The sequence below is a fragment of the Pseudoalteromonas maricaloris genome, from assembly GCF_024746855.1.
Classification (GTDB): Bacteria; Pseudomonadota; Gammaproteobacteria; order Enterobacterales; family Alteromonadaceae; genus Pseudoalteromonas; species Pseudoalteromonas maricaloris.
In genome coordinates, this window is record NZ_CP024625.1 from 1,020,970 (window position 1) to 1,046,267 (window position 25,298).

The 25,298-nt window shown below is 43.9% G+C and carries 25 protein-coding genes; 10 read left to right on the forward strand and 15 right to left on the reverse strand.

Features of this window, described 5'->3' with window-relative positions:
• Nucleotides 1-42: 42 nt before the first annotated feature.
• Both CTT31_RS04295 and CTT31_RS04300 read left to right on the forward strand, forming a co-directional pair.
• A complete protein-coding gene (locus tag CTT31_RS04295; protein WP_017217864.1) occupies nt 43-948 on the forward strand; it encodes a LysR family transcriptional regulator in 906 nt (301 codons plus the stop codon).
• A gap of 74 nt (nt 949-1,022) precedes the next feature.
• A complete protein-coding gene (locus tag CTT31_RS04300) occupies nt 1,023-1,271 on the forward strand; it encodes a hypothetical protein (protein ID WP_010370646.1) in 249 nt (82 codons plus the stop codon).
• A gap of 100 nt (nt 1,272-1,371) precedes the next feature.
• Here the strand turns inward: CTT31_RS04300 and CTT31_RS04305 are convergent, their stop codons facing one another.
• On the reverse strand, nt 1,372-2,757 hold the full coding sequence (locus CTT31_RS04305; protein WP_260492046.1) for a hypothetical protein: 1,386 nt from the start codon (nt 2,755-2,757) through the stop codon (nt 1,372-1,374).
• 250 nt (nt 2,758-3,007) lie between these two features.
• On the opposite strand from CTT31_RS04305, the gene CTT31_RS04310 reads away from it, so the two are divergent.
• Nucleotides 3,008-4,351 (forward strand): hypothetical protein, encoded by a 1,344-nt coding sequence (locus CTT31_RS04310; protein WP_017217862.1) that lies wholly within the window; start codon nt 3,008-3,010, stop codon nt 4,349-4,351.
• 104 nt (nt 4,352-4,455) lie between these two features.
• Here the strand turns inward: CTT31_RS04310 and CTT31_RS04315 are convergent, their stop codons facing one another.
• The 6 genes from CTT31_RS04315 to CTT31_RS04340 form a co-directional block, all read right to left on the reverse strand.
• Nucleotides 4,456-5,538: an MBL fold metallo-hydrolase gene (locus CTT31_RS04315; protein ID WP_045961955.1), complete on the reverse strand. Its 1,083-nt coding sequence runs from the start codon at nt 5,536-5,538 to the stop codon at nt 4,456-4,458.
• 130 nt (nt 5,539-5,668) lie between these two features.
• Nucleotides 5,669-6,367 (reverse strand): response regulator, encoded by a 699-nt coding sequence (locus CTT31_RS04320; protein ID WP_260492047.1) that lies wholly within the window; start codon nt 6,365-6,367, stop codon nt 5,669-5,671.
• A 12-nt stretch (nt 6,368-6,379) separates the two neighbouring features.
• Complete coding sequence (locus CTT31_RS04325) at nt 6,380-7,852, reverse strand: ATP-binding protein (RefSeq protein ID WP_260492048.1); 1,473 nt, start codon at nt 7,850-7,852, stop codon at nt 6,380-6,382.
• Nucleotides 7,853-7,872: 20 nt separating this feature from the next.
• A complete protein-coding gene (locus CTT31_RS04330) occupies nt 7,873-9,369 on the reverse strand; it encodes a cytochrome-c peroxidase (protein ID WP_260492049.1) in 1,497 nt (498 codons plus the stop codon).
• 170 nt (nt 9,370-9,539) lie between these two features.
• Nucleotides 9,540-10,469, reverse strand: a complete 930-nt coding sequence (locus CTT31_RS04335; RefSeq protein WP_260492050.1) for a hypothetical protein — start codon at nt 10,467-10,469, stop codon at nt 9,540-9,542.
• The gene (locus CTT31_RS04340) at nt 10,469-11,611 is read right to left on the reverse strand and encodes a hypothetical protein (RefSeq protein ID WP_045961951.1); all 1,143 of its coding nucleotides are present in this window, start codon (nt 11,609-11,611) and stop codon (nt 10,469-10,471) included. Before CTT31_RS04340 ends, CTT31_RS04335 begins: the two co-directional genes overlap by 1 nt.
• A 285-nt stretch (nt 11,612-11,896) precedes the next feature.
• On the opposite strand from CTT31_RS04340, the gene CTT31_RS04345 reads away from it, so the two are divergent.
• Entirely contained in the window at nt 11,897-13,009 is a 1,113-nt protein-coding gene (locus CTT31_RS04345) for a TRAP transporter substrate-binding protein (RefSeq protein WP_017217854.1), read from the forward strand.
• Between the two features lie 149 nt (nt 13,010-13,158).
• Nucleotides 13,159-13,572, forward strand: a complete 414-nt coding sequence (locus CTT31_RS04350; protein ID WP_045961950.1) for a GNAT family N-acetyltransferase — start codon at nt 13,159-13,161, stop codon at nt 13,570-13,572.
• Nucleotides 13,573-13,611: 39 nt separating this feature from the next.
• On the opposite strand, the gene CTT31_RS04355 is transcribed toward CTT31_RS04350, so the two are convergent.
• Nucleotides 13,612-13,797: a hypothetical protein gene (locus tag CTT31_RS04355; RefSeq protein ID WP_010607259.1), complete on the reverse strand. Its 186-nt coding sequence runs from the start codon at nt 13,795-13,797 to the stop codon at nt 13,612-13,614.
• Between the two features lie 204 nt (nt 13,798-14,001).
• Here CTT31_RS04355 and acuR point away from each other — a divergent pair, with 204 nt between their 5' ends.
• The 3 genes from acuR to CTT31_RS04370 all read left to right on the forward strand — a co-directional run bounded on the left by acuR (nt 14,002) and on the right by CTT31_RS04370 (nt 16,044).
• Entirely contained in the window at nt 14,002-14,640 is a 639-nt protein-coding gene (gene acuR / locus CTT31_RS04360) for an acrylate utilization transcriptional regulator AcuR (RefSeq protein WP_260492051.1), read from the forward strand.
• Between the two features lie 77 nt (nt 14,641-14,717).
• On the forward strand, nt 14,718-15,704 hold the full coding sequence (acuI, locus tag CTT31_RS04365; RefSeq protein ID WP_017217851.1) for an acrylyl-CoA reductase (NADPH): 987 nt from the start codon (nt 14,718-14,720) through the stop codon (nt 15,702-15,704).
• Nucleotides 15,705-15,795: 91 nt separating this feature from the next.
• Nucleotides 15,796-16,044, forward strand: coding sequence for a DUF3297 family protein (locus CTT31_RS04370; protein WP_017217850.1), 249 nt, complete (start codon nt 15,796-15,798; stop codon nt 16,042-16,044).
• Nucleotides 16,045-16,099: 55 nt separating this feature from the next.
• Here CTT31_RS04370 and CTT31_RS04375 read toward each other — a convergent pair whose 3' ends face one another.
• Entirely contained in the window at nt 16,100-16,741 is a 642-nt protein-coding gene (locus CTT31_RS04375) for a response regulator (RefSeq protein ID WP_045961947.1), read from the reverse strand.
• An 11-nt stretch (nt 16,742-16,752) separates the two neighbouring features.
• Nucleotides 16,753-17,886 carry a sensor histidine kinase gene (locus CTT31_RS04380; protein WP_017217848.1) on the reverse strand — a complete coding sequence of 378 codons (1,134 nt, stop codon included), beginning with the start codon at nt 17,884-17,886 and terminating at the stop codon, nt 16,753-16,755.
• A 229-nt stretch (nt 17,887-18,115) separates the two neighbouring features.
• Between CTT31_RS04380 and CTT31_RS04385 the strand changes: the two genes are divergently transcribed.
• Both CTT31_RS04385 and CTT31_RS04390 read left to right on the forward strand, forming a co-directional pair.
• The gene (locus CTT31_RS04385) at nt 18,116-18,862 is read left to right on the forward strand and encodes a hypothetical protein (RefSeq protein ID WP_260492052.1); all 747 of its coding nucleotides are present in this window, start codon (nt 18,116-18,118) and stop codon (nt 18,860-18,862) included.
• A complete protein-coding gene (locus CTT31_RS04390) occupies nt 18,862-19,848 on the forward strand; it encodes a tetratricopeptide repeat protein (RefSeq protein WP_260492053.1) in 987 nt (328 codons plus the stop codon). Before CTT31_RS04385 ends, CTT31_RS04390 begins: the two co-directional genes overlap by 1 nt.
• A gap of 61 nt (nt 19,849-19,909) precedes the next feature.
• Here the strand turns inward: CTT31_RS04390 and CTT31_RS04395 are convergent, their stop codons facing one another.
• The 5 genes from CTT31_RS04395 to CTT31_RS04415 all read right to left on the reverse strand — a co-directional run bounded on the left by CTT31_RS04395 (nt 19,910) and on the right by CTT31_RS04415 (nt 25,091).
• Nucleotides 19,910-20,080, reverse strand: coding sequence for a hypothetical protein (locus CTT31_RS04395; protein ID WP_010370673.1), 171 nt, complete (start codon nt 20,078-20,080; stop codon nt 19,910-19,912).
• Between the two features lie 397 nt (nt 20,081-20,477).
• A complete protein-coding gene (locus CTT31_RS04400; protein WP_260492054.1) occupies nt 20,478-21,107 on the reverse strand; it encodes an SDR family oxidoreductase in 630 nt (209 codons plus the stop codon).
• 169 nt (nt 21,108-21,276) lie between these two features.
• Nucleotides 21,277-22,665 (reverse strand): ATP-dependent RNA helicase DbpA, encoded by a 1,389-nt coding sequence (gene dbpA / locus CTT31_RS04405; RefSeq protein ID WP_253105735.1) that lies wholly within the window; start codon nt 22,663-22,665, stop codon nt 21,277-21,279.
• A 99-nt stretch (nt 22,666-22,764) separates the two neighbouring features.
• Complete coding sequence (locus CTT31_RS04410; protein ID WP_010370681.1) at nt 22,765-23,574, reverse strand: fascin domain-containing protein; 810 nt, start codon at nt 23,572-23,574, stop codon at nt 22,765-22,767.
• 95 nt (nt 23,575-23,669) lie between these two features.
• Complete coding sequence (locus CTT31_RS04415; RefSeq protein WP_069023353.1) at nt 23,670-25,091, reverse strand: DEAD/DEAH box helicase; 1,422 nt, start codon at nt 25,089-25,091, stop codon at nt 23,670-23,672.
• Between the last annotated feature and the right edge of the window lie 207 nt (nt 25,092-25,298).

Consider the following 25,298-nt stretch of genomic DNA (forward strand, 5'->3'; position numbering starts at 1 on the left):
GATAAAAAACGAATTTATAAGTTCTCTTAGAGAAACAATAAAATGGAATTACACAAGCAATTAGAAAATTTGTATTTATTTAGGCTAGTGGCCTCTATAGGTAGTTTTCAGGGCGCTGCCGATAAAGTGCAGTTACCACGCTCGTCGGTCAGTAAGCGCATATCGCAGCTAGAGCAGCAGCTCAATGTGCGTTTATTAGAGCGCAGTACGCGTAAATTGGCACTGACGCAAAGCGGCAGCCAATTACTCAAAAGTACCGAAAAGTTGCAGGAAGTATTAAGCCAGACTGAGCAGTTAAGTGAGCAGCAACGTTTAACACCAAGCGGTAAGGTAAAGATCAGCTGTTCTACATTAATGGCTGAGCGCTATTTGCTGGCTAAACTACATGATATTTCTAAACAGTTTCCTGATATACGCTTCGAGCTGAACCTGACGGACGATATTGTTGATTTAATCGATAATCAGATAGATATTGCTATCCGAATAGGGCATTTACCTGATTCTTCATTACTTGCTAAGAAAATCGGTGAAAAATCTTTTGCTTGGTTTGCCAGTCCGGAGTATTTGGCTGTAGCCGGCACGCCTGACTCTCCCGATGCTTTATTGAGTCATCGTTGCCTGGTATTTAAAAATAAAAGCACCACCATGGACAAATGGCCATTTGTCCATCAAAACGGTCAGGTGTTCAACATCAAGCCTCATGCCGTAGCGTATTGTGATGATGCGCGTGCAATGGTGCAACTTGCGGTGCTGGGGCAGGGGGTTGTGATGGGAGACCCTTACTACGTTCAACAGGAATTAAACCAAGGTCAGTTGGTGCCTATTTTAACTCAATACGCACATCCTGACCGCCAACCAATTCATTTAGTGTGTTTAGGTAAACAAGGCCGCAGTAAAGCCGTACAGTGTGTGTGGGAAGCATTAAGCCATAGTTTGAATAGGATGTAATTGGGGCGTCAGGTTCAATCATTTCAACAGAACTGGTATTCTACGCGGCATACTGAGTAAGTGAGAGTAAAGAGATGATCAACGATAAAGATATCATTGAAACTTTGGACGAGCTGGAAGCTTTTTTGTTGCTAATTGATAACGGTGGCTTAGGGTTGCAAAACGTGGCCGGTGTGGCGTTGGCAACGAACAACAGCGATGGCAGACCATTTATTGCGATTTTGGATGATAAACACCAATTGTTGTTGGGTCGTTGGGTATCTCAAGACGTGTATGAAAACGGCAAAGACATGGTTCGTTACGGGCCAAAGAAAGCGCATTAATATCTTTTGAGTAGCCACATCGCTGGATTTAAGATTGGAGTGCAGGATAAACCTGCTTCCAATCCGTTTTGTCGGCGGTTATGCAAAACCGTATCAGTGTTTAAACGTCGTTTTCAATATACACGGAGTCGCTCGCCATAAGCTCTATGGCGACGATTTCAGAACGATTCATGGTGAGTTTATATCTTTCTAACTGTATTCCCTGAGAAGATTTAAACCGCATTACCAAGTTAATTTGATAGCGACGTTCAACTGACTTTTTAGAGACCTTTTTCCCTTCAAGGCTATAAAGCTTTCCTGCGCCTTTTTTTAGATAGCGTACAAACGAACTCATGTTAAAGGTGATACGTTGTTGTACTTCTTCGTAACCGGGTAAAAACTCGTCAATATGTACTTGGTTTTTACAGCAAAAATGCAGTAGATGCGCAGCTTGTTTATTTTGCTGACGACGTTTTTTTAGCAGCTTATCAACGTCTTCTGGTAGGTCTTTTTTGCGAATATGTTCCAGCCATATCGTTTGTGTACAAACGATGGCGTCCGTCACTGAGTTTTTAAACTTGTTGCGCCACTTTGGTCGGCCGCGTTGAATATGACGCCATGCCCACTGGGTTAAGTCTTCTTTGAATGTTTCTCTAAGGCCATAAATTACCCCAAGCAAAGCGATAAGGGCGACGGTGACTTCTTGAAAGTTAGAGCGGGCGTTTAGCACAATAAACATCACGAAGGCCATGATAATACCAGTAACCACACCGCGAACTAAACGCTTTAGGTTGGTACTTAAGTCGATGGTTTGTTTGTTAAAAACAACGCCATATTCGATGAGTCTTTCAAGCAATTTCATTTTATTGGTAATGCGGTTTGGGTCGTCCAACGTGACTTGCGAGTTGTAGCTCTGCTCCTCGCGGTATTGGCTTTCTCGTTGACAGAAACTAATAATACAGCTTCGCTCATGACTAAAATCGCTTGACTTCGGCCCGCTGGAGAGGAGTTTCAAAAACGCTTGCTCAGTATGCCAGCTGAGGTAGTTATCTGCGTTTTGATAGTAAGGCTTAAGCTTATTATCTGGCGGCGTGTAACGCCTGAGCTTCTTCAATAGGCGTTCGGTTTCTTCCACCAATAATTGTGCCGCTGGATAAAACTCATCGGCCTCTTTTAGCTTCAATGTCTGCTTTACATCGGCATCTAGTGCAATGCGGATCTGGTAGCAAAATAGGTTTAGATTAACACGGTAATCCGTTTTTTGACCTTTGCTTTGGCTGATAAAGCGGCTACGTACCAAGGGGAGGTGGAGCTGTTCCGAGTAATATGCACTGTGGCTTTTTATATTGGCATTAAAGTAGTCTACTTCGTTCAACGTGTTGGTATTAATCCCCATATCGGTTGGGATTGAAAAATACAGGTCGAGTTGGTTTGTCTCTTTGGGAAGGAGTTGATAGTTGATTTTAAAAGATAAGCTTTCGTCTTGACTTAGTTTGGCTCTGCTCACTCGGGTATGGTGCCTCCTTGAATTAACACTTTGTAATTATAACATAGATAAGTGTATAAAAGCTGAAATGGGTTTATAGGTTATTGATCTCAATGTTTAATAGGTTCTGCTAATCAATTCTCATCTTTAGAAAATCACTAAAAATAAAACCTTTAATGATTGATGTTTTTATTTTGTTAATTATATTGATGTTTGGTGTTATCAATACTAGTGTTGGTGGGGAAATTTCATACGTTAAAAGGAGGATTAGATGAAAATTTCACACTTATCAGTTGTATTAGTAGCAGTATCAACAACCTGCTCTAGCCATGCACTAGAACATAAATTGACCCCATCAGGAGTAGTGAGTCACTTTGGTGCAGTCAAGGCTATGAAAGACCGAAACTTAATAGAAAAGTCAAGCAAGGGAGTTTCACACATATCATTTAATAGTGCTGAATCAGCTCTAGATATTACTCCTGTTTGCCCAACTTTATCTACGGGAAATCTGTATACGATTAATAACTCGCAATCAGGTGATGCGAATTGTTATCACTTTGAAATTACTGAACGTAGCAAAACAACCGCTTTGTTGGTTGATCAAAATGCACTGACCGATGTCAATTTATCCATTTTGCGTCACAATAGTGATGATACTTACACCACAATTGGCAGCTCTGCTAATGCAGGGAATCAAGATGAAGTAGTTGTTGCGCTTACCGAGCCCGGACATTATTACTGGTATATGGAGGTGATTGAGTCCGATGGGTCGCCTTTCAGTTTTGGTGCAGCAGTAGCGACTAATCTAGACGAGTATGAGTTCAATGATACGGTTGCATCGGCAACTGTTTTGCCAGATCAGCAAACAAGCTTGGTCGCTAATATGGATGCTGTCAATGACATTGATTATTTTCAGTATTCTGCAGTACGGGGGCAAGATCTTTTTCTGTCACTACAAAGTACCGCAAGTAATGAATATATTTTTGAGGTATACAACAACGGGTGGGTTTTGTTAGATAATAACCAGTACATTTCTTTAACTGGACTACAGGTAAATCAAGTCGTTAATTTTAGAGTTAGGGCTAACCCAAATGTCGCAACAAATCCAAGCAATACCTATAATTTGCAGGCTGGATCAGTGGCTTCTATCCGAAAGCGTACCGTTTCAGGAGAAGATAACGTGATTCGTATTCCCGGCTCCGCATACGACAATCCATATCTTACTGTACAGGCCTATAATAAAATTACTTGGTCAGCAGAGTTAGAAGATTCGACAGGAGCGCCTGTAGCCGGGGCAACAGTTCGGCTTAGGTTAGTTAAAAATTGGCGCCAAGGAAGGGGAGCTGCTGTTAATTATGACATTACAACGGGCCCTGATGGTAAAGCTTCTCGCGTGATTGATCTTGGGAATTGTGATCCTAATGAGTACCCGGTTCGCCATACTGATTATGATCGCGGCTATAGAAACCTTTGGGAATCTGATTTTGAGCGTGGTGAATGGCAAGTAGTCTCGCCACTCGGGGTAAATTCAAGTAATGAAGAAACTACGAATGCACTTTGGGGCGCGATTGGTCATATTTGTTATCAAAGGCTGATTTCTAGTACGCCATCTTAGTACACATATAGGAAGCCTTAATGGACTTAGGGCTTCCTTTTTAATGCGGCATTGGTCACGGAGAGCTATCTATCAATGTTTCTTTTACATGAGCCTCGATAAACTCACCAAGTTACTTTTTCACCTTCATTTAAAATATACAATGGCGTTTGGGCTTTTAGCACTTGTTGCATATGCAGTAAGCGGAACAGCGCTGAATGTGAGGTTTTATCTCCCATTTTCCAACTAGCATTACCGTAGCCCCAAGGCACCATGACCTTACAGCCGAGCTCTTTTGCGGCAGTTAGTGCATCTTCTGGTGTGGTGTGTACTTTACGATACCAATCAGGATGTTCTTCGCTATAGTAAGAGGCAATTGGAAGTAGGCAAACATCAATATCACCGTATTTTTCTTGAATGTCTTTAAAGTGCGGTGAATATCCCGTATCTCCTGCAAAAAACAGGGTATTACCTTGGTGTTCTAATATCCAGCCACCCCATAGTGCAGCGCCATGATCTTCGTATAAAAACGGCACCCAAATACGGCTGCTAAAGTGATTTGCAGGCACAAAGTGTGCGGTTACTTCTCCAAGTTGTTTACTTGAATACCACTCCATTTCAGAAACTTTGTATCCATCTTCAGGAAAGTGCTCTGCAAATCCAAGTGGGGTGAGGTAATTTGGTCCAGTACCAATCGCTTCTATATCACTCTTGTTAAAATGATCGTAATGAATGTGGGAGTACATTACGGCATTAGTTTGCTGCAACTCGGTTTGACTGAGCTGTACAGGTTGCTTGCGATTAAACCCTTCTGAGAGGCGAAATGCCCAGTTTACAGGCCAGTCAAATTGCGCCGTGACAGGGTCAAACAAAAATTGTTGCCCATCTTTGGTGTTGACTTTAAAACTCGCATGTCCAAGCCATTGGATAGCAAAGCCGGTATTGAGCGAGAGAGTGGGGTTGTTGCCAACGTAAGTGCAATCTTGCATTTCGGACTGACACTGAATTTGTTGGGTGACTGGATAGCAGTTTTCTTCGCAAGTCACGGGATAATCTTTAAACTTATTGTAGATGTTGGAATATCTATCTTCATACCCTTCTACAGAGCTATGTTTTACCACGGAAGACTCAGATTTTATTCGCTCTACAACATTACTATTACTGCAGCCTGTTAATGTGATTATGACTGCCAAAGCAAGCCTTTTCATGCCCATTCCTTTTTATAATTATTAGCTATTTTTTGAGTTTACCAATAAAAGGGGGTGGGGTGTAGCGGTGAGATATGCCTTAAGGGAAGTTGGATTAACGCATAACCCAACTTCCCTTATGGGCTAAGGACTAGGCATTACGTTCCTGGGCTTCAAACTTATATCCCGCTCCGTAAATGGAGTGGATAAAGTCGTATTTAGGCGCGATGCTTTGCAGCTTTTTACGAATATTTTTGATATGGCTATCTATGGTTCTGTCGCTAACAATGTGGCTATCATCATAGATGTGATCCATCAATAAGTCGCGGCTATAAATTCGGCATGGGTGACCGTACATCGCTTTTAATAGCATAAACTCGACATAAGTGAGCGTCGCTCTCGCGTCGAGGAAAGAGACAAACAAGCTCTCTTCGTCCAGTTTAAGTTTGCTCTCTGTTTCTGACACTGTGCCACGCTCGTTTAGCGTCACGCGTCTTAAAATCGCCTTCACCCTTGCGACGACTTCTTTTGGACTATAGGGTTTACACACATAATCATCAGCACCCACTTCAAGACCAAGGAGACGGTCGATTTCTTCTACTTTGGCGGTGAGCATGACAATTGGCACGTTTGAATAAGCTCTGATCCGCTTGCAAATTTCGATACCGTCAAGATTAGGCAGCATGAGGTCGAGTAAGATAAGGGCGGGTTGCTGTTGTTTAAAAGCCTCTTCAGCCAAAGCGCCATCATGAACACAATGGCTGGTATATTCGGCTTGAGCCAAATACTTACTTAAAATATCGGCAAGTTTTGGTTCATCTTCGACGATTAAAATATGTTTGTTTGGCACGGGGGAAACTCATTACCTTTTCAGTTCAATAATAATAGCGAGACCACCCAGTTCGCTCAAGTTTGCAGTGATTTTTCCGTTGTGGGCAGCAACTATACTTTGGCATATGGCTAAACCAAGGCCTGAACCACCCGTTTTTCTACTCCGCGCTTCCTCTACTCGATAGAGCCTATCAAATAGCCTGTTTAGCTGTTCTTGTGGTACTGAAGGTGCGCTGTCCTGCCAGTAAATTATCGTTTTATCTTGTCGTTGTATGACTTTTACATCGAGATTTCCCGGTTGTTCAGCTGAGGAGTCTGTGTAACGCAAGGTGTTTTGCAACAAGTTGTCGAATAACTGCCCAAGGCGCTGTTCGTCACATTCTAAGGTAATATGCTCGTCGCATTGCAAGGAATAAGCAAGATGGTGCTTTTCAATTTGGTGACTACTTTTCGCAAACGTGCGTGAGAGCAGATCGTAAAGGTTTTCTTTATCCATGTTGTAAGTAAGTGCACCGCGGTCTGACAGCGATAGTTGATGTAAATCGTCCACCAGCCGAGTCAATCGTTGGATCTCTTCATTAAGGGACATAAGTTGTTCAGGATCGCTTGCGATAATGCCATCAATCATTCCCTCAAGTTCCGCGCGGATCACGGCAATCGGCGTGCGTAGCTCGTGCGAAATATCCGCTATCCATTGCTGCCTAGCTATTTGGTTCTGCGCTAATGTGTCTGCCAAACGGTTCATATCTCTGGCAAGCAAACCGAGTTCGTCTTTACTCGCGATATCGACGCGAGCATCGTAATTTCCTTGTGTCAGTGTTTTTGCATTGCGGCGCAACAAGACGATTGGGTTGACCATATATTTACTAAAAGGCACGGCAATCACTAAAGTAACCAACAGGGCGACAAGCGCAATGATGATGAACTGTTTACGTTGTTGCTCTGCAAACAATTGGTCGAAGTCATTGCGTATCAAGCCACTTTGCTCGACACCTAAGTAGGCGATAATCTGTTCGCGTTTAGGCTGCGCCAAATGGTCGCTTTGATAGACTGGGAACCACAGCGAAGTCTGCTTACTTTTCGGTGTGCCCATAATAATATTGCCTTGTGCGTCTTTGATCAGCAGGCGTTTTTTATTGTCAAAACGCGGTGGGGGACCATCACGTCTTCGTGGCCCTCCTTCGCCTCTTTCACGATGTCTTGGTGGTGGACGAGAATGTAGCCTGTCTCGCGGGCGTTCGTCCTCAGAAAGACCATAAAAGCTACGTACTATGCTGTCCCAATCCTCTGAGCCTCGATACACCCAGTCCAAAGAACCATGGTGTGCGTAAGTCTCGGCAACTTGCGTTACCACATTTTTGAGTTGTGCCCGAGAGGTATTTTCAAGATAGGCCGTAAAGCTCTTTTCAAACGCTAATTTATTGGCGATATAGATAGCCAGCACCAATGTGGTGTTGGCTATCAAAATTATCAGCAATAGTTTGACGCGAATGGTCATTTTCATGGTTGTTGTGATTCCACCGGTTAACGTTGTGCATGCAAGCGTAAATGATCAGGGTCTGGTGTGCGACGGTTTGGCACCCATCTTCTTACGCACTGTTGGTCTTTTGCACACTTGTCTGTCAAGGCATGTAAAAACGCAACGAGATCCTGCTTTTGTTGTGGCGCTAAATTGGCGGCAACAAAGGGTGATTGGCGCAGTAACGTTAACGCCGCTTCACTATTTTCTCTCGCTTGTAGGTTTAGTGTGTCACACTGAGCGGTTAAGGAAAACTGCTTTAATCCACAAGCACCACCACGTTGAAAAAATTGCTCGACGGTTTGCTCAGGGTTTGAGTAATGATTGACCACTTGTTCTAACGACTCGTAGGCTCCTGCGTGACCGTATGGCGCAGTCAGGGCAACATTTATTAAGCTCGGGACTCTAAACGCAAATTGATTGCGAGGCGAGGGGTCAATTGCTGCGCGTCCGATATCGGTCTGATTATCTTGTGTACCAATACCATATTGTGGAAAGGCGAGGTTAAAGAAACCATCGTTAGTGAAACGTTCACCACTGTGGCACCCAACACATCCTGCACCGCCTTCAGCTACTGGAGTAAAAAAGAGTTTAGCACCACGTTTTTGTTGATCGTTAAGTGCGCCACGGTCACCACGGGCATAGCGATGCCAATCGGTATCCACCATCACAAATGACGCTTGATACTGGCCGAGCGCAAAGGCGATACTATCAAAGGTAATTAAGGTTTGCGCGTCAGCTTGCGAGTTGAATGCTTCTCTAAAGGCTTGAAGCCAATCATTAGTGGCCAAGCCTCCTGCCTCTTCACCGTAATCGCCAATACGCTGGGCTAAGTGTGAGCGAACTTGTTCATTGGTTTCGGCACTTTCGAAAGCCTCTCCACGCATTTCTTCACGAGAGGTGACAGGAAAGCGAGACAGGGTTGCAACTAGTGAATCTGCCGCGTTTACATCTGGTTGGTTAAACCCTGAATCAGGCGTACTGATAAAACTGCTTTCATTGCCTTGGTCGTCAGTGATAGTCACACGTTGAACACGGCCGTCCCAAAATAAAGCGTTGTTGGCAAATCCGGTATTAAAAATGGTGGGAGAGTTACGTGGAATATTGATGTCATCGTTGACTGCTTGGCGACCTGGGCCTACCACATCACTTTCTACTGCGTTTGTACCTATTGGCAACGAAAGGCCATCGGCACCACCGAGCCTTGGATCGTGACAGCTCGCACAGGCGACTGATTTTTCTCCCCCAAGGGCTTTGCTAAAAAATAACTGCATGCCGAGCTGAGCAATGGGATCTGAGATCCTCGGCAGTTGTTGCGCACCCGCAACTCTGCCAGTAATACCGCGAGCAGTAATAATTTCTGAGAGTTCATCATCCAGTGCCGAGTTCGGTTGTGGCTGGCCTGGAGGCGGAGGTGGTAGAGGTTTATGTTGTGCAGCTATTGGTAAACTTGCCACCGCGGTAACAAGTGCTATTGCACGTAGAAAGTTCGCGTTGTTCATCGTTATTCCAAACCTTATTGTGATTCGAGTTTTAAAATTGGCAGGCAAAAGTGCAGAGAATGTGAAAATGGAATTTTTTGTTTTGAAAGGGAGAGAAAGAATAAATAATTTGGAACCGTTACAGCATTTTTTAAAATCTCACATGGGTTTTGAGTTATCGCTAAAGCAGGCTAGTGAGCTATTAGGCTTAACCGATATTTAGCTCGTGTAAGTGGGATTTGTATGCGACGTATTGAGCTTGGGAAGGCTGATAGAAACATAGGCTCAACAGCGCTAATATCAAATGCGTATGCTGGCGCATTGTCATATTCGCCGAATAAGGCGGTAACCTGAGAAAAAGACGTAGGTACAAGCTTGTATGGCGCTAGCGATTGCGGTATATCAAGTTGATATTGATATGCTTTCACCAGTTGTAATGCGTGATCAAAGTGGCAAATATTCCAGCTTTGATTTTCATTGTTTAGCTGCAAAGCCCACACCCCATTTTTATCGGTAGCGACAGAGTATGGGTTTTCGCAAGGCGCAGGTAGTGACTGTGTGTTACTGCGTTGCCAAGTACCCTGGTGATTCAAACAGAGATTCTCTTTGCTATTAAGCGTCACGACTCGTGTGCTGAGTCTTGCTTTACAAGCATCTTCCACAGGTAACCAATAGGCGGGTTTGGTGGTGGAAAGTACCATAAATCCGGCAGGTCTTTCTGGGTCGTGCGAGGTCCATCCAATAAAATAGTGGTTGTCTACGCGCCACTGATCATAGCTTAACCGACCTCGTTGATATTTAGTAGCTAAAGGCAAAGCGCCTTGTCGGTCAGCAAACTGGCAATGGATGGTGTCACTCTTAAGTTTACAGGCTGACTGAACCCTATCGAAATTGAGAGGTATTGCAGCATCTGGATAGTTTGGTGGAATAAAACGCGTGTGCGGCAACGATGTTGGCTTTAACTCATTATTGTCTGATTGTTCAAAGCGGCACTCTGGCCGCTCAGTAGAGGGTGCTAAGGCTACTTTATCGCTAGACATAGCGAGCTCGCAGCTTAATAAATCAAAGCTTGCCGAAATGCTAAAGATAGCGAGATAAATTAGCCAAGCGATATTCGTCATTATTTTCCTAATTCAAAATGAAAGTCGGTAACCTGTAACGATTTAACTTGAGGCACGAAATAGCTAGTATCGTAGATATTGCTGTAGTCATGCCAAGCTTCACCTTCGCTATCAAGCTCGTTATCATTAGGAGCAAGCCAAGGTTCTAAAGGTTCAGTTAAGAAGCTGACATGTAGGTGATTCTTATGATTTGATTTAACATCTGTAACGCCTTTCAAATTATCGGCAAAGATAATTTTAGTTGCGCCTAATTGTACCAAAGCGTCAACTATAGTCTGTGTGGCTTGGCGATGGTAGTGTACGTCACCAACGCTAACCGGGCCTGATGATGTTCCTATCGGACGAATATCTACTGTACCACCAAACTTGTGCGTAAAATGAGGAGGATTTATTCCACCCCAGCGCATGGTTGCTCCCGTTATTGTGAGATAATTTGGCATCCCGACAGGTTTGTTTTGTACGTTTTTCCAAGCTTGTCCTAAATTTTGTAAAGCACTTAGCAAGTCTGGGTGTAAGTGGCGGCCAACTAAACCTGCTGTAGTAAGCCCCTCACTTGCGCGGTCTGGAATGTTGACTAAGCCTGTTACTGCGCATTTTACGATTAGCTGAGCCTGCAAGTTACCAGTTGAGGCTGTTAACTTATCAGAGCCTGGCTGTTGTTCATTACCGCAGCTATGGAAGTTATTTACGGTAACTTTCACTTGGCCATTAGCATCGGTCACTAGACTTGAAGCTTCGTAAGGAGCACGTAATCGGAACAGCCCTTGGTCTATTCTTTGAATTACCGTTGCTCTTGAACCACTCGGAAAACGGTTTGCCATGGTATTTTTATCTCGCCAACTTGATGTGGTGAGCGTGTTATAAGTTGAATTTATAGTAATGGTTTTACCAACGGCCGGTCTGCCATCAGAATAGGTTAATGTTAATGTCCAAAGCGCGCTGTTGCCATTTTTTGGGTATAAAGTGACTTCACTGGCATTTTCAAACCATTGCTGACCAAAATAAGCCTTTCCATTCGGTGTTGTAATGAGGCCGTCATAATCAAGGTTAGTGTTGATCGAAAGGGTTGGTTGAGGTGTCTTGGCGGATAAGTGGGCACAAAATCCCAAGGCAACACAGATTAGTGCATTTCTTCTGTTCATCGTTAATCTCCTTTTATTAATCGATATGAACGTGATTACTGCGTTAAATTTGCTTTGTTTTAAGAAAACACCTAGCGAGACAAAAGTAATGATAGTAAAGCTATCGCTTTTGATGAATAAACTAGCACTACACTCCTTGTGGTGAATCCAAGATAGACTAGTATAAATTTTGTTAAATACAAGTGAGCTTTTTGTGTTTTTGATTTGGGTGTACATCCAAGCTTATTGAAATAGTGATCGACTCAGCTATCTTTAATTGAGGTATGGAATTTAGGTTGTACTCTCATGTCCAAGAGTAGACGTCAATTTCTTGAAGCTTCACTAGCGGCATGTTTGAGTGCTTCATTTCCGGTTAGCCAAGTACTTGCACTAAATTTATTCTCAGAAGATGAACGAGAACAAGAAATGGCTAAGCGCAGTGCTGCCCTCCATATTTTAAGATTAGCTTCCCCTTACCCTGCGGATCAAAGTGACTTTATCCCGCACATGCATCAAGTGCTTAAGGAGAATGTTGAGTCTATGACTCGCGGTAAAATCTATGTTGATGTTCACTATAGCGGCGCGCTTGGAAGTGGCCGCGAGTTAATGGCAGCAGTGACTCGTGGACATGTGGAGGCCGCACTTATCTCTGTGGCAAATCTGTCTCGGGCGTTACCTGTACTCGATATCCTTAATATCCCATTTTGGGCGAGCTCAAATCGCGCGTTTCTCAATCTAATTTGTTCGCCACAGTGGCAGTCACTTGTTATTAAGCCTATTAGTGAACAAGGGAAACTTAATATCTTAATGCATCATCTCGTTGGAGGTCGCACCCTAACAAGCACAAAACAGTTCAACCGCTTGATTAATTTGCCTGAAAAACTTAAAGGAGTGGTGCTAAGAGTACCAGCTTCTAGGGTTTTGAGTTATTTTTACAGTATGACGTCGGCAAATGTTATTGATGTGCCTTGGGCACAAGTGGCCAAAATGGCAAGAACAAAACATATAGAGGTTATTGACCCTAGCGTTGTTGGCTTGTTTGCAGGTCCTGATCTGCTAAAAAACGAGGTAGGGCAGATAGCTTTACTTGAAAGTGTCCCCGATGCTTGGGTGACCGTCGCAAATCAGCATTGGTTAGATGGTTTGCCGCTGCGCTTAAAAGGGGAAATCGAGGAAGCGGGTAAGCAAACATTTTATACTCATATTGCGCAGATAGAGCAACTGCAAAAGCACTGTGAGCGCGAGCTCATGGCCTTGGGCGCAAAGCTACATCCTTTAAGTGTGGATGAAAAGCGCGAATGGCAATTAAGGTTTGGTCATCACAATGCACAGTGGAATAAGGTAAAGCGAGAGCTCCTTGGCAGTACTCGCGCATTTCAACAGCTGGTAAATGCAACAGAAAAAGAGTTTACTCAATAACCCGGGTTGAAAGTAACAACTGGCCTTCTCGCTATTGTTATCGTGCGTTATGTTTGATTCTTGTTTGATACTTTTTTTATTATGAAATGGCAAAATACCATAGTTAAAAACAATTACCGTAGTTCAACTAAGCCAACCGGAGCGTAGCTGTGAAAATATCCGTAGTAGAAAATCCTGAGCAACAATTTGTCGATTTTTTAAGTAGTAAAATTAGCGAGTTTAACTGGGCGAATTGGGAGGTCACAGAGCGCCTTCCATTGGCGGTTGAAGTAAAGGATGAGTCTGGAGAGGTTGTTGCAGGTGCAGCCGCGCGTACTTTTGGTAACTGGTTGTTGCTCGATACTTTGTGGGTTTCTGAGACACTTAGAGGTCAAAATATCGGCTCACAGATACTAGAAAGCCTAGAAGCGGCAGCCAAAAAAAGAGGGTGCGTGAAATGCTTACTCGATACCTTACATTTTCAGGCAATGCCATTTTATGAAAAGCATGGCTACGAGACCCAATGGATCCAAGAGCATTACCCTAAAGATGGCTGTAAGTATTTTATGGTAAAGGTGTTATAACAAGTTTAGTGGGTAAGAGTACTTACCCACAATGGCGCATTAATACGGATTTGGACAAGTTCGCACCTGAAAGTGTGTAAACCAAGGACAGCCTTGATCGAACTTGCTTTCTGGGTATAAAGGTGGGTTGCCCGCACCTGCAATATTTGGGGTTTGCGCCATTGGTAAGTCTTGTAAATCTTTTGAAAGGGACTTAATCGCCTTTTTGTTTAATTTAAGTTTCATACTTGTTTCCTTGTGTTAAATTCATTGTTTATCTTATCGAGAAAAGTGGAGAGTGCAAGGGGGGATGGGTATTTTATTTATAGGAAGCATATATTGATGAAAAATGTAGAAAACACAGAGCAGTTGGCTGCAGTAAATCAAAAGGTAGTAAGAGAAGGTGAGCGCTATTTACATTTGTAGACGACCGGTCTAATATTTATCACTATGAGTGAGCATACTGTAAAGCGGCGTAGAGGCCGACCAAAAAAAGAGCAAACAGGTTTTAGTGAAACCAAGGCTGCATTGATCCGAACTGGAATGGAAATTCTCACAGAAAAAGGGTTTGCTGCGACCGGTATTGATACCATTTTACGCTCGGTGAATGTACCAAAAGGGTCGTTTTACCACTACTTTTCAAGTAAAGAAGCGTATGGTTTAGTGCTGATTGAAAACTATTCCTCTTTTTTAAAAGCAAAGTTAGTGAAAGCATTATCGGTCGAATATCTTGATCCGTTAGCGCGACTTGCGTTGTTTATGGATCAAGCTGAGGTGTCGATGAGAAAGTACAGCTATTCGCGAGGTTGCTTAGTTGGTAATCTAAGCCAAGAAGTTGCGCAGTTACCAGAGTCGTTCAGAGATAAATTAGACGATGTGCTTAATGAGTGGCAAGCGCTGGTCGCTGAGTGTTTTGAACAAGCAAAGCTGCTTGGACATATTGCCAGAGAAACAAACTGCGACGAGCTAGCCTACACGTTTTGGAATGGTTGGGAAGGCGCGGTAATGAGAGCTAAACTTGAACAAAGTGCAGTGCCACTAAAGCTATTCTCTGAGTTTTTTATTCGTTCAATACAAGTGTCTGGTTAACCATTTTGCAGTTAAGTGGGTTAAACCACACTCTTTTTATAATTTAATAGACGGTCGGTCTAATTAATGGGGGAGATATGTTTAAAGCAATAATAATCGATAAGAAAGATGGCAATTATACTGCGACACTCGATGAGGTTAGCGAACAGGAGTTAATGCCGGGAGATGTTGATATTGAGGTATTATACTCGACACTCAATTACAAAGACGCGCTAGCGATCACAGGAAAGTCACCTGTGGTGAGAAGCTTTCCCATGATCCCTGGTATTGATTTTGTCGGTAAAGTATCGGCTTCGAATCACTCTGACTATGAGCGAGGGCAATTGGTAATACTCAATGGTTGGGGAGTTGGAGAAAAACACTGGGGCGGCCTGGCACAAAAAGCACGAGTTAACGGCGAATGGCTCGTCCCTGTGCCAGCCAACTTCGAGCCAAAAGACGCAATGGCTATCGGCACCGCAGGCTATACCGCGATGTTGTGTATTATGGCACTTGAACGGCATGGCGTAACGCCCGAGCAAGGTGAAATATTGGTGACCGGTGCAGCGGGTGGTGTGGGTAGCGTGGCGATTGCTATTCTGTCAAAGCTTGGATTTAGCGTTACAGCGCTAAGTGGCAGAGTTGAGCAAGAATCTCAATTTCTCAAGCAGCTTGGCGCACAAAATGTGATTCATCGCAGCGAGTTAAAAGGAGTGGGTAAGCCGCTTGCAAAAGAGCGTTGGGCTGGAGTCGTTGACGTGGTTGGTTCACATGTTTTAGCAAATGCATGTGCTGGCACTAAATATGGTGGTGTCGTTACTGCGTGTGGCTTAGCAGGTGGTATGGATTTCCCTGCCACTGTAGCACCTTTTATTTTACGAGGGGTGACGTTGGCCGGAATTGATAGTGTGATGAGCCCCAAAGCGTTAAGGCTTGAAGCATGGCGACGGTTAGCGAGTGATCTTGATTTAAATAAACTTGGCGTCATCGCTCATGAAATCCCCTTAGCCGAAGCTATATCTACAGCTGCGGATTTGCTTAATGGCAAGGTGAGAGGTCGTATAATTGTGGACATTAACGCCTAGCATAGATTTCTCAAAATTTAGGCATGTGACTATTGAGCAGATTGGTGTGATTACCTACAATACAGCATGCTTAAATAATTGAAGACAAACGATGACAGATTCAACTGAAAAACCAGCACTACCAGATAGACTTTCAATCAACCCTCGCAGCCCACATTATGCTAAAGAAATACTAGAGCACCACATTGGCATTCGTTTTAATGGAAAAGAACGTACCGATGTTGAAGAGTATTGCATTAGTGAAGGCTGGATCAAAGTCGCTGCGCCAAAAGCGCTAGATCGCCGAGGTCAGCCTTTGCTAATTAAATCAAAAGGAACGGTTGAAGCTTACTATTGCTAAGCGCCGTGATGATGCACCAATCTGCTCAGGAGTAAATTGGTGCACTTTGTTTAAGCTACTGTAATATTCCCATCTCGATTGCTAATAGCACCGCACGGGTTCTATCCCTCACACCCAGTTTAGAAAGTAAATTGGAGACATGATTTTTGATTGTGCCTTCTGACTTGTGTAAGGCTTCGGCTATTTCCTTGTTGGAATAACCATTTGCAACCAGTCTCAATACCTCTATTTCTCGTACGCTAAGCGTCTCTGTGGCTTTGAACTCAGAAAAATCATTGTCGAGTTTTGGTGCATACTTTAATAGGGTTTCTGTAATCGCCGGTTGAAAGTAGGTTTCACCATTGATGATGGTTTTCATTGCATTCACCAACGAATCTAGAGCGATATCTTTGAGTACAAAGCCTTTGGCTCCATTACTTAAGCTGTCCAGAACGAGTTTGGGGTCATCAAAGGTTGTTAGCACTAATACTGGGATCGTTATACCTCGACTATTTAGCTGTTTCAAGGTAGCGATACCGTTCATAACTGGCATGGATAGATCCAGTAGAATAATATCAGGTGCAACCTCTGATAGCCCATCAAGCAACGTCTGGCCATTGTCGTACTGGGCAATCACTTCAACTTCTTCGTTAAATTGTAATAAAGTGACAATGCCTTCTCTTACGAGTTTCTGGTCGTCAACCACGACTACTTTCATCAATATCGTCCTTACTGTGGAGTTAACGAGAGTTCAATTTTATAGTGTAGGGCACGATTGTGCTCATAGAGATGCAAGTGGCCACCACACTCAAATACGCGTTCAGACATCCCCGTTAAACCATTCCCTTTTTGCCATTGTTCACTGATATAGCCATCATCATGCATATCGACGAAAAGCTTTTCTTCATCTTGCGTCATGACAATCCAAAATTGCTTCGCATGACTATGCCTTAGGCTGTTGGTTATTGCTTCTTGAACACAGCGCAGCAGCACTTGTGCTATATGGCTATCGTCAACAGCAATATGTTGTGGAATGGTTGCATGCACTTTTAGCTCAGGAGTATGTTGGAGTAGTAAGGTAAGCGATTGATGAAAATCAATATCTCTGTGCTGTCTGAGCATATCCACGGCATCTCGCACATCATTCAGAAGTAACTTAGCTACGCTTTGACATTCTTGGATTTGCTGTTGGGCTGGTGTCTCGGCAGTCATTCTTTGCGCTATTTGCAATTTAATACTGAGTGCCGTGAGGTGATGGCCTAGCAGGTCGTGTAAGTCCCGCGCGATACGGGTGCGCTCAGAATGCTTCGATAGCTCAGAAAGTAAGTGTTGCGTGGATTGCAACTGAGCATGTTGATTTTGGATCTCGACCCTGGCTTGCTGTTCTCGTTGATGGGTGGTGGCTAATAGCAAGGCGAATAGGTGAAACAGGCCATACAGTAATCCCTCAATCCAAAGCAGGTGTTGTTGTTTTACACTCTGCATTGTAAACCAGGCCAATACGATGATGAGGGTGGAGCAAGCAGATACGCGAATGGGGAGCAGATAAGCAACAACGGCAACCCAGATAATGGTAAGAATGGATAGGTATCCAAATTGCAGGATCCAGCCACAGGCAAAAGCTGAAAATAGCATAAGGACTAGCGCAAGCCATCGTAATTTGTGTTCACATTGCTCACAGGTGCCAATGAGATAGCCAAGCGCATAAAAACAGAAGAAGCTGCTAAAGAGAGATATTTCTGGCGCTTCAGGCTGTTGATTCGTTATGTAAACTGAAATAGCGAAAAGGGCAACCCAAGTCATCAGCGCCAGTAGGTCTCTCATATCTCGATTTGCGATTAATTTTCCGAATATCAACGCCAATGTCCTCCTGGCCTATTGCAAGCAAATTTAATGCAGTAGTAAGGGGTAACAGCTGCTAGAGAACAAGTAGTTATCCCGCGTTCAGGTTATTTATCTCATTGAGTATGACAAAGTAATGAAGCTGTGCCCATAGGCCAAAAGTCATGGTTTTACATCATGACGTTTGGGACAGGTACTCCTGATGTGGTAGCGCTAGGCTAAAGGTCGAAATCATAAAAGAGAGATTGTTATGCTTCTTGTTCATCAGTTTGCTTTGTATTTGCACATTATTATTGGTGCTATTGCGCTAATTGTATTTTGGGTTCCAGTTGTGACCGTAAAAGGCAGCCCACAGCATAGACTATGGGGAAAAATATTTACTTGGTGTATGTGGTTGGTTTCCGTCAGTGGCATTGTCATGTGCCTAATTGTGATCTACGACCCATTGGCGATCCGTTACCCCTCTCAACACATTGATCAGGCGCTAGGGCAACAGCTGGTATTGAAGCAACGTCAATTAAGTGAATTTTTACTGATGCTGTCAGTATTGGTGTTGGCAAATATTCGTCATTCGAGCTTGGTTTTAGCGGCTAAACAGCACCGAGAGCGATTAAGAAGCGGGTCTCATTTATTGCTGATTGGGCTCTTAGCGGCAACGGGTGGACGAGTGTTGTACACAGCGCTTACATTTGGCAGTACGCTCTATCTAATATTTTCACTTATTGTGTTCTCTACCGTCGCTACTATGTTGTTCTACATATTTAAACCAACACTCAAACCACGAGAGTGGGTGCTGGAGCATATGAGTACCATTTTAGGCGCTGGGATTGCAGTATATACGGCATTTTTTGCGGTGGGTGGACGTCATTGGTTAGCGCAGCTAATGCCTGGGGCTTGGCAGCTAGTACCATGGTTGTTACCCGCTGTGGTTGGCACCTTGGGCATCCTGTTTTACAAAAAACAGCTTAATCACCGTCAAGCAAGGGGGAGCAAATAATGTTTCGGATGAATAAAGTACTTTGCTTAATGATGATACTAGTGGTAACGCCAAAAGTGTTTGCGATGCCGAACATTACCGATGCATTGGAGCATGCCAAAATACTAGTTGAGCAACAGGCGTTAGTGGATGCTGAGCAAGCTTTTCTGGCACTGCAAGAAACGCATCCAAATGAGTCGTTCTATTATCTTGGCAGAGTTAAGTTGGCGTCGAATCAATTTGATGAAGCTGAAGAGTACCTTGAAAAAGCACTGCGTCTCGAGCCCAACAGTGCGGATGAGTATTATTGGTACGCCAAGATCAATGCAGAGCAGATAAAGCATGCTTCTATATTTTCAAAACTGAGTTATGCCAACAACACTGAAGATGCGTTTTTAGCGGCAATAGACAAAGACGCAACGCATATCAAAGCGCAGCAAGGGTTGTTCTATTTCTACCTTTCAGCACCAAGCATTGCTGGTGGCTCTGAGGCCAAAGCGGTGCGACAGGTAAGGGCGATAGAAGCCTTATCTTCCCATGCCGCAATGAAGCTATGGATCGACTTTTATTTGCAGACTGGCAATGATGAAGCGTTGATAACCTATACTAACACCTTGCTTGAACGCAAAACTATTGATGAAGCAGTGTTGTTTAAAGCTGGAATTGCGCTGCAGAATATCAAACATTACGATGGTGCATTTGCGTTTTTTAGAACTTTAATAGTAATAAAGGAAACAAAGCATTATGCTGCGGGGCTTTACCAAATTGGTCGAACGGCGGTGTTTTCAGAGGTTAATGTAGACGAGGGGATCGCAGCATTACAAACGTATTTAACACTTGAGATCAGTACCGATGGTCCAGATAAAAACTGGGCACGGTTACGTTTGAGCCAGCTCTATATGCTCCAAGGAAATACCCTAGGTGCTAAAAAGTTAATCGGCGAATTAAAATCAGCTCGAATCAGCGATAAAGATCTAATCAAAGCGATTAGACAGCTGCGAATCTGAGTATTTAGTTCATTTGTTTTATTAGGATGGCAAACGTCGAGCAAGCTCGACGTTTTAGCGATTAATGTGCTGAAGTTAACCAGCTCAGAAATTGACGTGCTTCGCCGCCATTGGCGAATTGTGTGATCTTACGGCCTGTGCCGTCAGCAAAGATCACTTTAGATTTGTTCACCGAAATTGAGCGAATTGGTTGCTCAACACGGATCTCTGTTCCGTTATATGTATATGACATAATAAAACTCACTTTTATAATGCACAGCAAATTAGCTGATGCTTTTTGATAGTAGATGAGCTTCATTACAGTTTAGCGAACAGAAGAGACTGTCCTCGCAACGACCCGATATGGGTATGACAGCTTATACCAATTTTCTTAATTGGCTTGATTTCGCCTGACTATATTAAGCTCTACTTGTATTTTTTATGCGGACTTACTGGATCAAGGCAAGGAGGCATTACTTGAGGTTTGCTTTATTTTGAGAGGAAGTTAAAGCAAGAGAGGGATAGTATAGAATTACATTTTTTAAAGCAAGCTTTTTATGTCGGCGTAGCGGAAAATATTTTTAACACTTAGCCGACTTAAAGCACCTAAGTTTGCCCCGAGGCGTTAACCCCGAGACATAGTTACTTTATTAGTACAGCGTTTGTTCGACTGACTGCTTGCCGTTAAATAGCTCAAATGTTAGGTTCTGAGGATGTTGAGTGGCAAGGTAAGCTAGCGCGTCTGCGACATTCTCTCGACTTATTACGGCATCTTCTCTATTTGCAGGACGTGAGGTCGAGAATCCCGCAGTTGCAGGCTCATTTTGTAACGCACCCGGTCGGACGATGGTGTAGTTTACAATACTTTTCTGTAGGTGTTGATCGGCCATGTGTTTGGCTACCAAGTACGGTTTAATTTCACTTTCAATGTTATCAGGATCATCGGCGCCAATAGAGCTGACCATAATAAAATGCTTAACGTTTGCTTTCACAGCATAGTTAATGGCTTTAATGGCGGCCCACAAATCAATAAGTAGGGTTTTATCCGCACCAGTATCTCCACCAGAACCTGCACTAAATATTACCTGCTCGACGTTGTTAAAGGCTGAGCTAAAATCGCCTTCAAGGTCTTGCTCAATGATAGTAAGTTGCTCAGACTGAAGATCTACTAGTTTGCTTTTATTGCGCACTAACGCCACGACATCATGGCCTTGTTTCAGCATTTTCTTTGTCGTCATTTTTCCAATTTGACCACTGGCACCAATAATTAAGGTCTTCATAGATAAACTCCTTTAAAGTGTTTGCTTAATTAAGACCTTGGGGTCATGGTGTAGATTTAAACCCCTGTGGTGTGAAATAAGTTATAAATAGGCGAGTAATTGCTGGGATAATCTAAAGTCATGGTGGTCAGGGAAAAGTCGACCACCATAGAGAGGGGGGAGTGACCTGTTACTTTGTTACTTTGCGGGCTCTAAAGTTACGGCCTTTCATTTTCCCTTCTGAGATTGTTTTAAGCGCCACGTTGGCAATACTGCGCTCAACCGCAACGTATGATGACATCGCGGTGACCTTTATTTTGCCGATTTGGTCACCTTTTAACGCTTGATTTGAGGTCAGTGCTCCTAAGATATCACCCGGTCTTAATTTCGCTTTCTTACCGCCGTCGATTTGAATGGTTACCATCGGCGCTCGGTTAATTTTGTTATTTAACACTTGGTCGCTTGGCAGGGCATTGGGCTCAATTGTCTTGCCTAAATAGTCTTCGAGAGCATTTACTTTATGCGATTCTTTATAACTCATTAAAGAGCATGCCACGCCTTTATTACCTGCACGTCCGGTTCTGCCAACGCGGTGAACATGCACTTCTGGGTCATGGGCGATATGATAGTTGATCACCATATCTACGTGATCGACGTCGATACCCCGGGCGGCGACATCCGTTGCCAATAAAATGGTGACGCTCTTATTCGCAAAACGAACCAATGTGCGGTCACGGTCTTTTTGTTCTAAGTCACCGTGAAGTGCAGCCGCATCAAAACCTAGGCTATATAGGCTGTCGCATACGTTCTGGCATTCTGCCTTGGTGTTGCAGAAGATAACCGCTGAGTTTGGTTGAAATTGCATTAACAGCTTTTGTACCGCAGGCAATCTCGCGTCGTTATTGTCGACTTCGTAAAAGTACTGTTCAATTGAGCTATCGTCATGGGTTGCTTCAACCGTGACTTTGGTTGCATCTTTCATGATGTGCTGCGCGAGCTGCTCTATTTTTGGTGGGTAAGTTGCACTAAATAACAGATTTTGGCGTGCTGTAGGGCAGTGATCTATGATGCACTGTAGTGACTCTTCAAAACCCATCTCCAACATGCGATCCGCTTCATCCAGTACAAAGGTATTCACTTCATCTAGCGACAAACGGCCTTTGCGCAGGTGCTCTTCAATACGCCCTGGTGTACCCACAATGATGTGCGCACCGTGTTCAAGAGAGCCAATTTGCGGACCCATAGGTGCGCCACCGCACAGCGCTAACACTTTGATGTTATGAACAGCACGGGCAAGCTTGCGAATTTCAACCGCCACCTGATCGGCAAGCTCTCTAGTTGGGCATACCACAAGCGCCTGCACACGAAAGCGTTTCACGTTTAAATTATGCAATAGTCCTAAAGAGAAAGCGGCGGTTTTACCTGAGCCTGTTTTACCTTGGCCAATGACATCTTTACCCGCCAAGATAAGCGGTAAGGTTTGTGCTTGAATGTCAGTCATGGTGTGATACCCCAATGACGCGAGGTTATCGAGTAAGGCGCTGGAAAGTGAGGTACTTGAAAAAAGTGGCTGAGTCAAAGTCGCTGTCTCTGTAGTTCTAAAACAGCAATTATAACATGGCTCGAACGGATAGCGCGTGTAAGGCCGTGATAAAATTTTTTATCACGGCCAAGTGCGTTAAAAAATAATCTTAAACATTTCCCATGAACAGGGATAAGTGGCATTACAGCCTATGACGGTAGGATGCACATTGGCTCCCGCGCCACCATTACCTGCGGCTTGGATATAGTGACCATTGATTGACTTAAGCGCCACTTTATCGCCATTTTGGATCAAAGCACCGGGATTATTCGGCAACTCAATCGTGAAGGTTTCCCAAATAGAAGCCACCGTTCGATTAGCATTTAACTCAGCGCCCCCACCTTGCTCTGCAACAAAGTAATAGCCAGTGGCTGTTTGAATGTGAATGGTGTCGCCATCAAACAGGTTACCGCCGTTGACATCGATAAGATTAAACCGTTCCCAAGGACCAATCGCAATACGATTGGCGTTTACTGTATTACCGCCATTGTTTTCTGCAACGAAGTAATATTGTCCGCCCGTTTCAAACGACACATTAGTAAAAATCGTCGGGCCACATGGGGCTGTAGTGAAGGTTAAGTCTTCCCCTTGAATGGTGGTGCGAGGTGGCTTTGGATCTCCTCGAAAACGGAAATGATATTCGCTGCCGCACTCTAGGTTCGCTATTTGTGCGCTAACGGGGCCATTCACACCAGCCGGTGTTGCGAGTACGCTGTAGCCGTAGTTAGTGGTTGGGCCATAATCAAACGTTTCTCCACTTAAACCAATAGTAGAGGCGGAATAGCCGTTTAATTGAGCGGAGGTTTCTGTGATATTGCTCGCAGCTTGGGTCACATATTGCGTACCAGCGTGCGCTAAAAATGTACTACCAAACAATGTGAACAGTATCAATTTCAAGATATTCATTGTCTAGCTCCTTTGACGAAAAAAGGCTGTTACGATTAACAGCCTTTTTAGCTTAGGAGAAGGTGTTGCAAATGCTATTACACCTGCTTACACCATTAATTGCCAGAAGTGGGCTTCTGACGTGGTGTACGTTTTTCTCCAGCGTGTTGACTCTTTGGCTTGTTTGCAGACGATGATGGGCGACGTCTACGGTTGCCATTGTTGTTACCAGCAGGTTTTCCGTTGCCACTTGGCTTATTGTTGCGAGGACCTGAATTTTGCTTAGGTTTGTTTTTCGGCTGAGCAGAAGGTGCTTGCTCAGCGTCTGCCGCCTTTGGCTTTTTCGGTTTCTTTGGTTTTTTCGGCTTGATTGGGCGCGTATCTAATTTTGACTCAGGTACTGCAAGTTGCGGTTCAAACCCTGGTTCCACTTTACGCGGCACCAACTGTTGAATTAATCGCTCAATGCCAAATAAGTCGCTTGCGGTCTCTTGGGTAACAAACGAGATAGCTTCACCTGTCGCACCAGCGCGGCCAGTTCTGCCGATACGGTGAACATAATCTTCGTAAACATTTGGCAGGTCAAAGTTCACGACATGAGGCAACTCTTGAATATCCAAGCCCCTTGCCACAATATCAGTGGCAACAAGTACACGTACTTCACCATTTTTAAAGCCAGCAAGGGCTTTCATGCGAGCGCTTTGGCTTTTATTACCATGGATTGCTGCGGCATTGATCTTGTCTTTTTCTAGATCCTTAACCAAGCGGTTGGCACCGTGTTTTGTGCGTGTGAATACCAACACTTGTTGCCAATCATGCGTTTGCACTAAATGCTTGAGTAAGCTCGTACGTTTACTTTTGTCTACCGGGTATACCCATTGAGTCACGCTTTTTGCTGTGCTGTTTGCTGGTGCCACAGAAATCTCTACTGGATCATGAATTAGCCCTTTCGCTAATGCTCTAATCTCTTCAGAGAAAGTGGCAGAGAACATCAAGTTTTGTCTGCGGCTTGGCAATACTTTGATGATGCGCTTGATATCGTGAATAAAGCCCATGTCTAGCATACGGTCGGCTTCATCCAATACCAGTACTTCAAGGTCATCAAATTTGACAGCATTCTGCTGGTAAAGGTCGAGTAATCGCCCAGGTGTTGCCACTAAAACATCAATGCCTTTACGCAGCTTCATCATTTGCGGATTGATCTTCACACCGCCGTAAACAACTTCAGAGCTGATAGGCAGGTGTTTACTGTAAAGCGCAACACTTTGCCATACTTGGTCAGCAAGCTCTCTGGTCGGCGTTAGAATTAACGCGCGTACATTGTTCGCACGAGGCTTAGTACCAGCAATCAGCTTTTGCAACAAAGGTAATGTAAAGCCCGCTGTTTTACCTGTTCCCGTTTGCGCCGCAGCCATCACGTCTCTGCCTTCTAAAATAGCAGGAATGGCTTGCTCTTGAATCGGAGTCGGTTTGTCGTAACCTTGTTCGACAACGGCTTGATTTATTTCTGGGGCTAAACCTAGGTGGCTAAAGCTCATGATTTTGTACTCTGTATTGGGCGGCGGGCAAGAGTACAGTATTTACTCCGCTTAAGCAATTTCGCCGTGTTGTTAAATAGCCTCAAGTTAAATAACGATAGGCGGGTAGATAACAAAGCATAGCGTAAACATCAGGATTACAATCAAAATAAATGAAAGGAAACGTTCGTACTGCAGGTCTATTGATGGCATTAGTTATTCACGACC

Bases quoted from the DNA above. Each gene is read 5' to 3' on its own strand.
- CTT31_RS04295 (WP_017217864.1), top strand. From the start codon at position 43: ATGGAATTACACAAGCAATTAGAAAATTTGTATTTATTTAGGCTAGTG.
- CTT31_RS04300 (WP_010370646.1), top strand. From the start codon at position 1,023: ATGATCAACGATAAAGATATCATTGAAACTTTGGACGAGCTGGAAGCT.
- CTT31_RS04310 (WP_017217862.1), top strand. From the start codon at position 3,008: ATGAAAATTTCACACTTATCAGTTGTATTAGTAGCAGTATCAACAACC.
- CTT31_RS04315 (WP_045961955.1), bottom strand. From the start codon at position 5,538: ATGAAAAGGCTTGCTTTGGCAGTCATAATCACATTAACAGGCTGCAGT.
- CTT31_RS04325 (WP_260492048.1), bottom strand. From the start codon at position 7,852: ATGAAAATGACCATTCGCGTCAAACTATTGCTGATAATTTTGATAGCC.
- CTT31_RS04330 (WP_260492049.1), bottom strand. From the start codon at position 9,369: ATGAACAACGCGAACTTTCTACGTGCAATAGCACTTGTTACCGCGGTG.
- CTT31_RS04335 (WP_260492050.1), bottom strand. From the start codon at position 10,469: ATGACGAATATCGCTTGGCTAATTTATCTCGCTATCTTTAGCATTTCG.
- CTT31_RS04340 (WP_045961951.1), bottom strand. From the start codon at position 11,611: ATGAACAGAAGAAATGCACTAATCTGTGTTGCCTTGGGATTTTGTGCC.
- CTT31_RS04345 (WP_017217854.1), top strand. From the start codon at position 11,897: ATGTCCAAGAGTAGACGTCAATTTCTTGAAGCTTCACTAGCGGCATGT.
- CTT31_RS04355 (WP_010607259.1), bottom strand. From the start codon at position 13,797: ATGAAACTTAAATTAAACAAAAAGGCGATTAAGTCCCTTTCAAAAGAT.
- acuR (WP_260492051.1), top strand. From the start codon at position 14,002: ATGAGTGAGCATACTGTAAAGCGGCGTAGAGGCCGACCAAAAAAAGAG.
- acuI (WP_017217851.1), top strand. From the start codon at position 14,718: ATGTTTAAAGCAATAATAATCGATAAGAAAGATGGCAATTATACTGCG.
- CTT31_RS04370 (WP_017217850.1), top strand. From the start codon at position 15,796: ATGACAGATTCAACTGAAAAACCAGCACTACCAGATAGACTTTCAATC.
- CTT31_RS04375 (WP_045961947.1), bottom strand. From the start codon at position 16,741: ATGAAAGTAGTCGTGGTTGACGACCAGAAACTCGTAAGAGAAGGCATT.
- CTT31_RS04385 (WP_260492052.1), top strand. From the start codon at position 18,116: ATGCTTCTTGTTCATCAGTTTGCTTTGTATTTGCACATTATTATTGGT.
- CTT31_RS04390 (WP_260492053.1), top strand. From the start codon at position 18,862: ATGTTTCGGATGAATAAAGTACTTTGCTTAATGATGATACTAGTGGTA.
- CTT31_RS04395 (WP_010370673.1), bottom strand. From the start codon at position 20,080: ATGTCATATACATATAACGGAACAGAGATCCGTGTTGAGCAACCAATT.
- CTT31_RS04400 (WP_260492054.1), bottom strand. From the start codon at position 21,107: ATGAAGACCTTAATTATTGGTGCCAGTGGTCAAATTGGAAAAATGACG.
- CTT31_RS04410 (WP_010370681.1), bottom strand. From the start codon at position 23,574: ATGAATATCTTGAAATTGATACTGTTCACATTGTTTGGTAGTACATTT.
- CTT31_RS04415 (WP_069023353.1), bottom strand. From the start codon at position 25,091: ATGAGCTTTAGCCACCTAGGTTTAGCCCCAGAAATAAATCAAGCCGTT.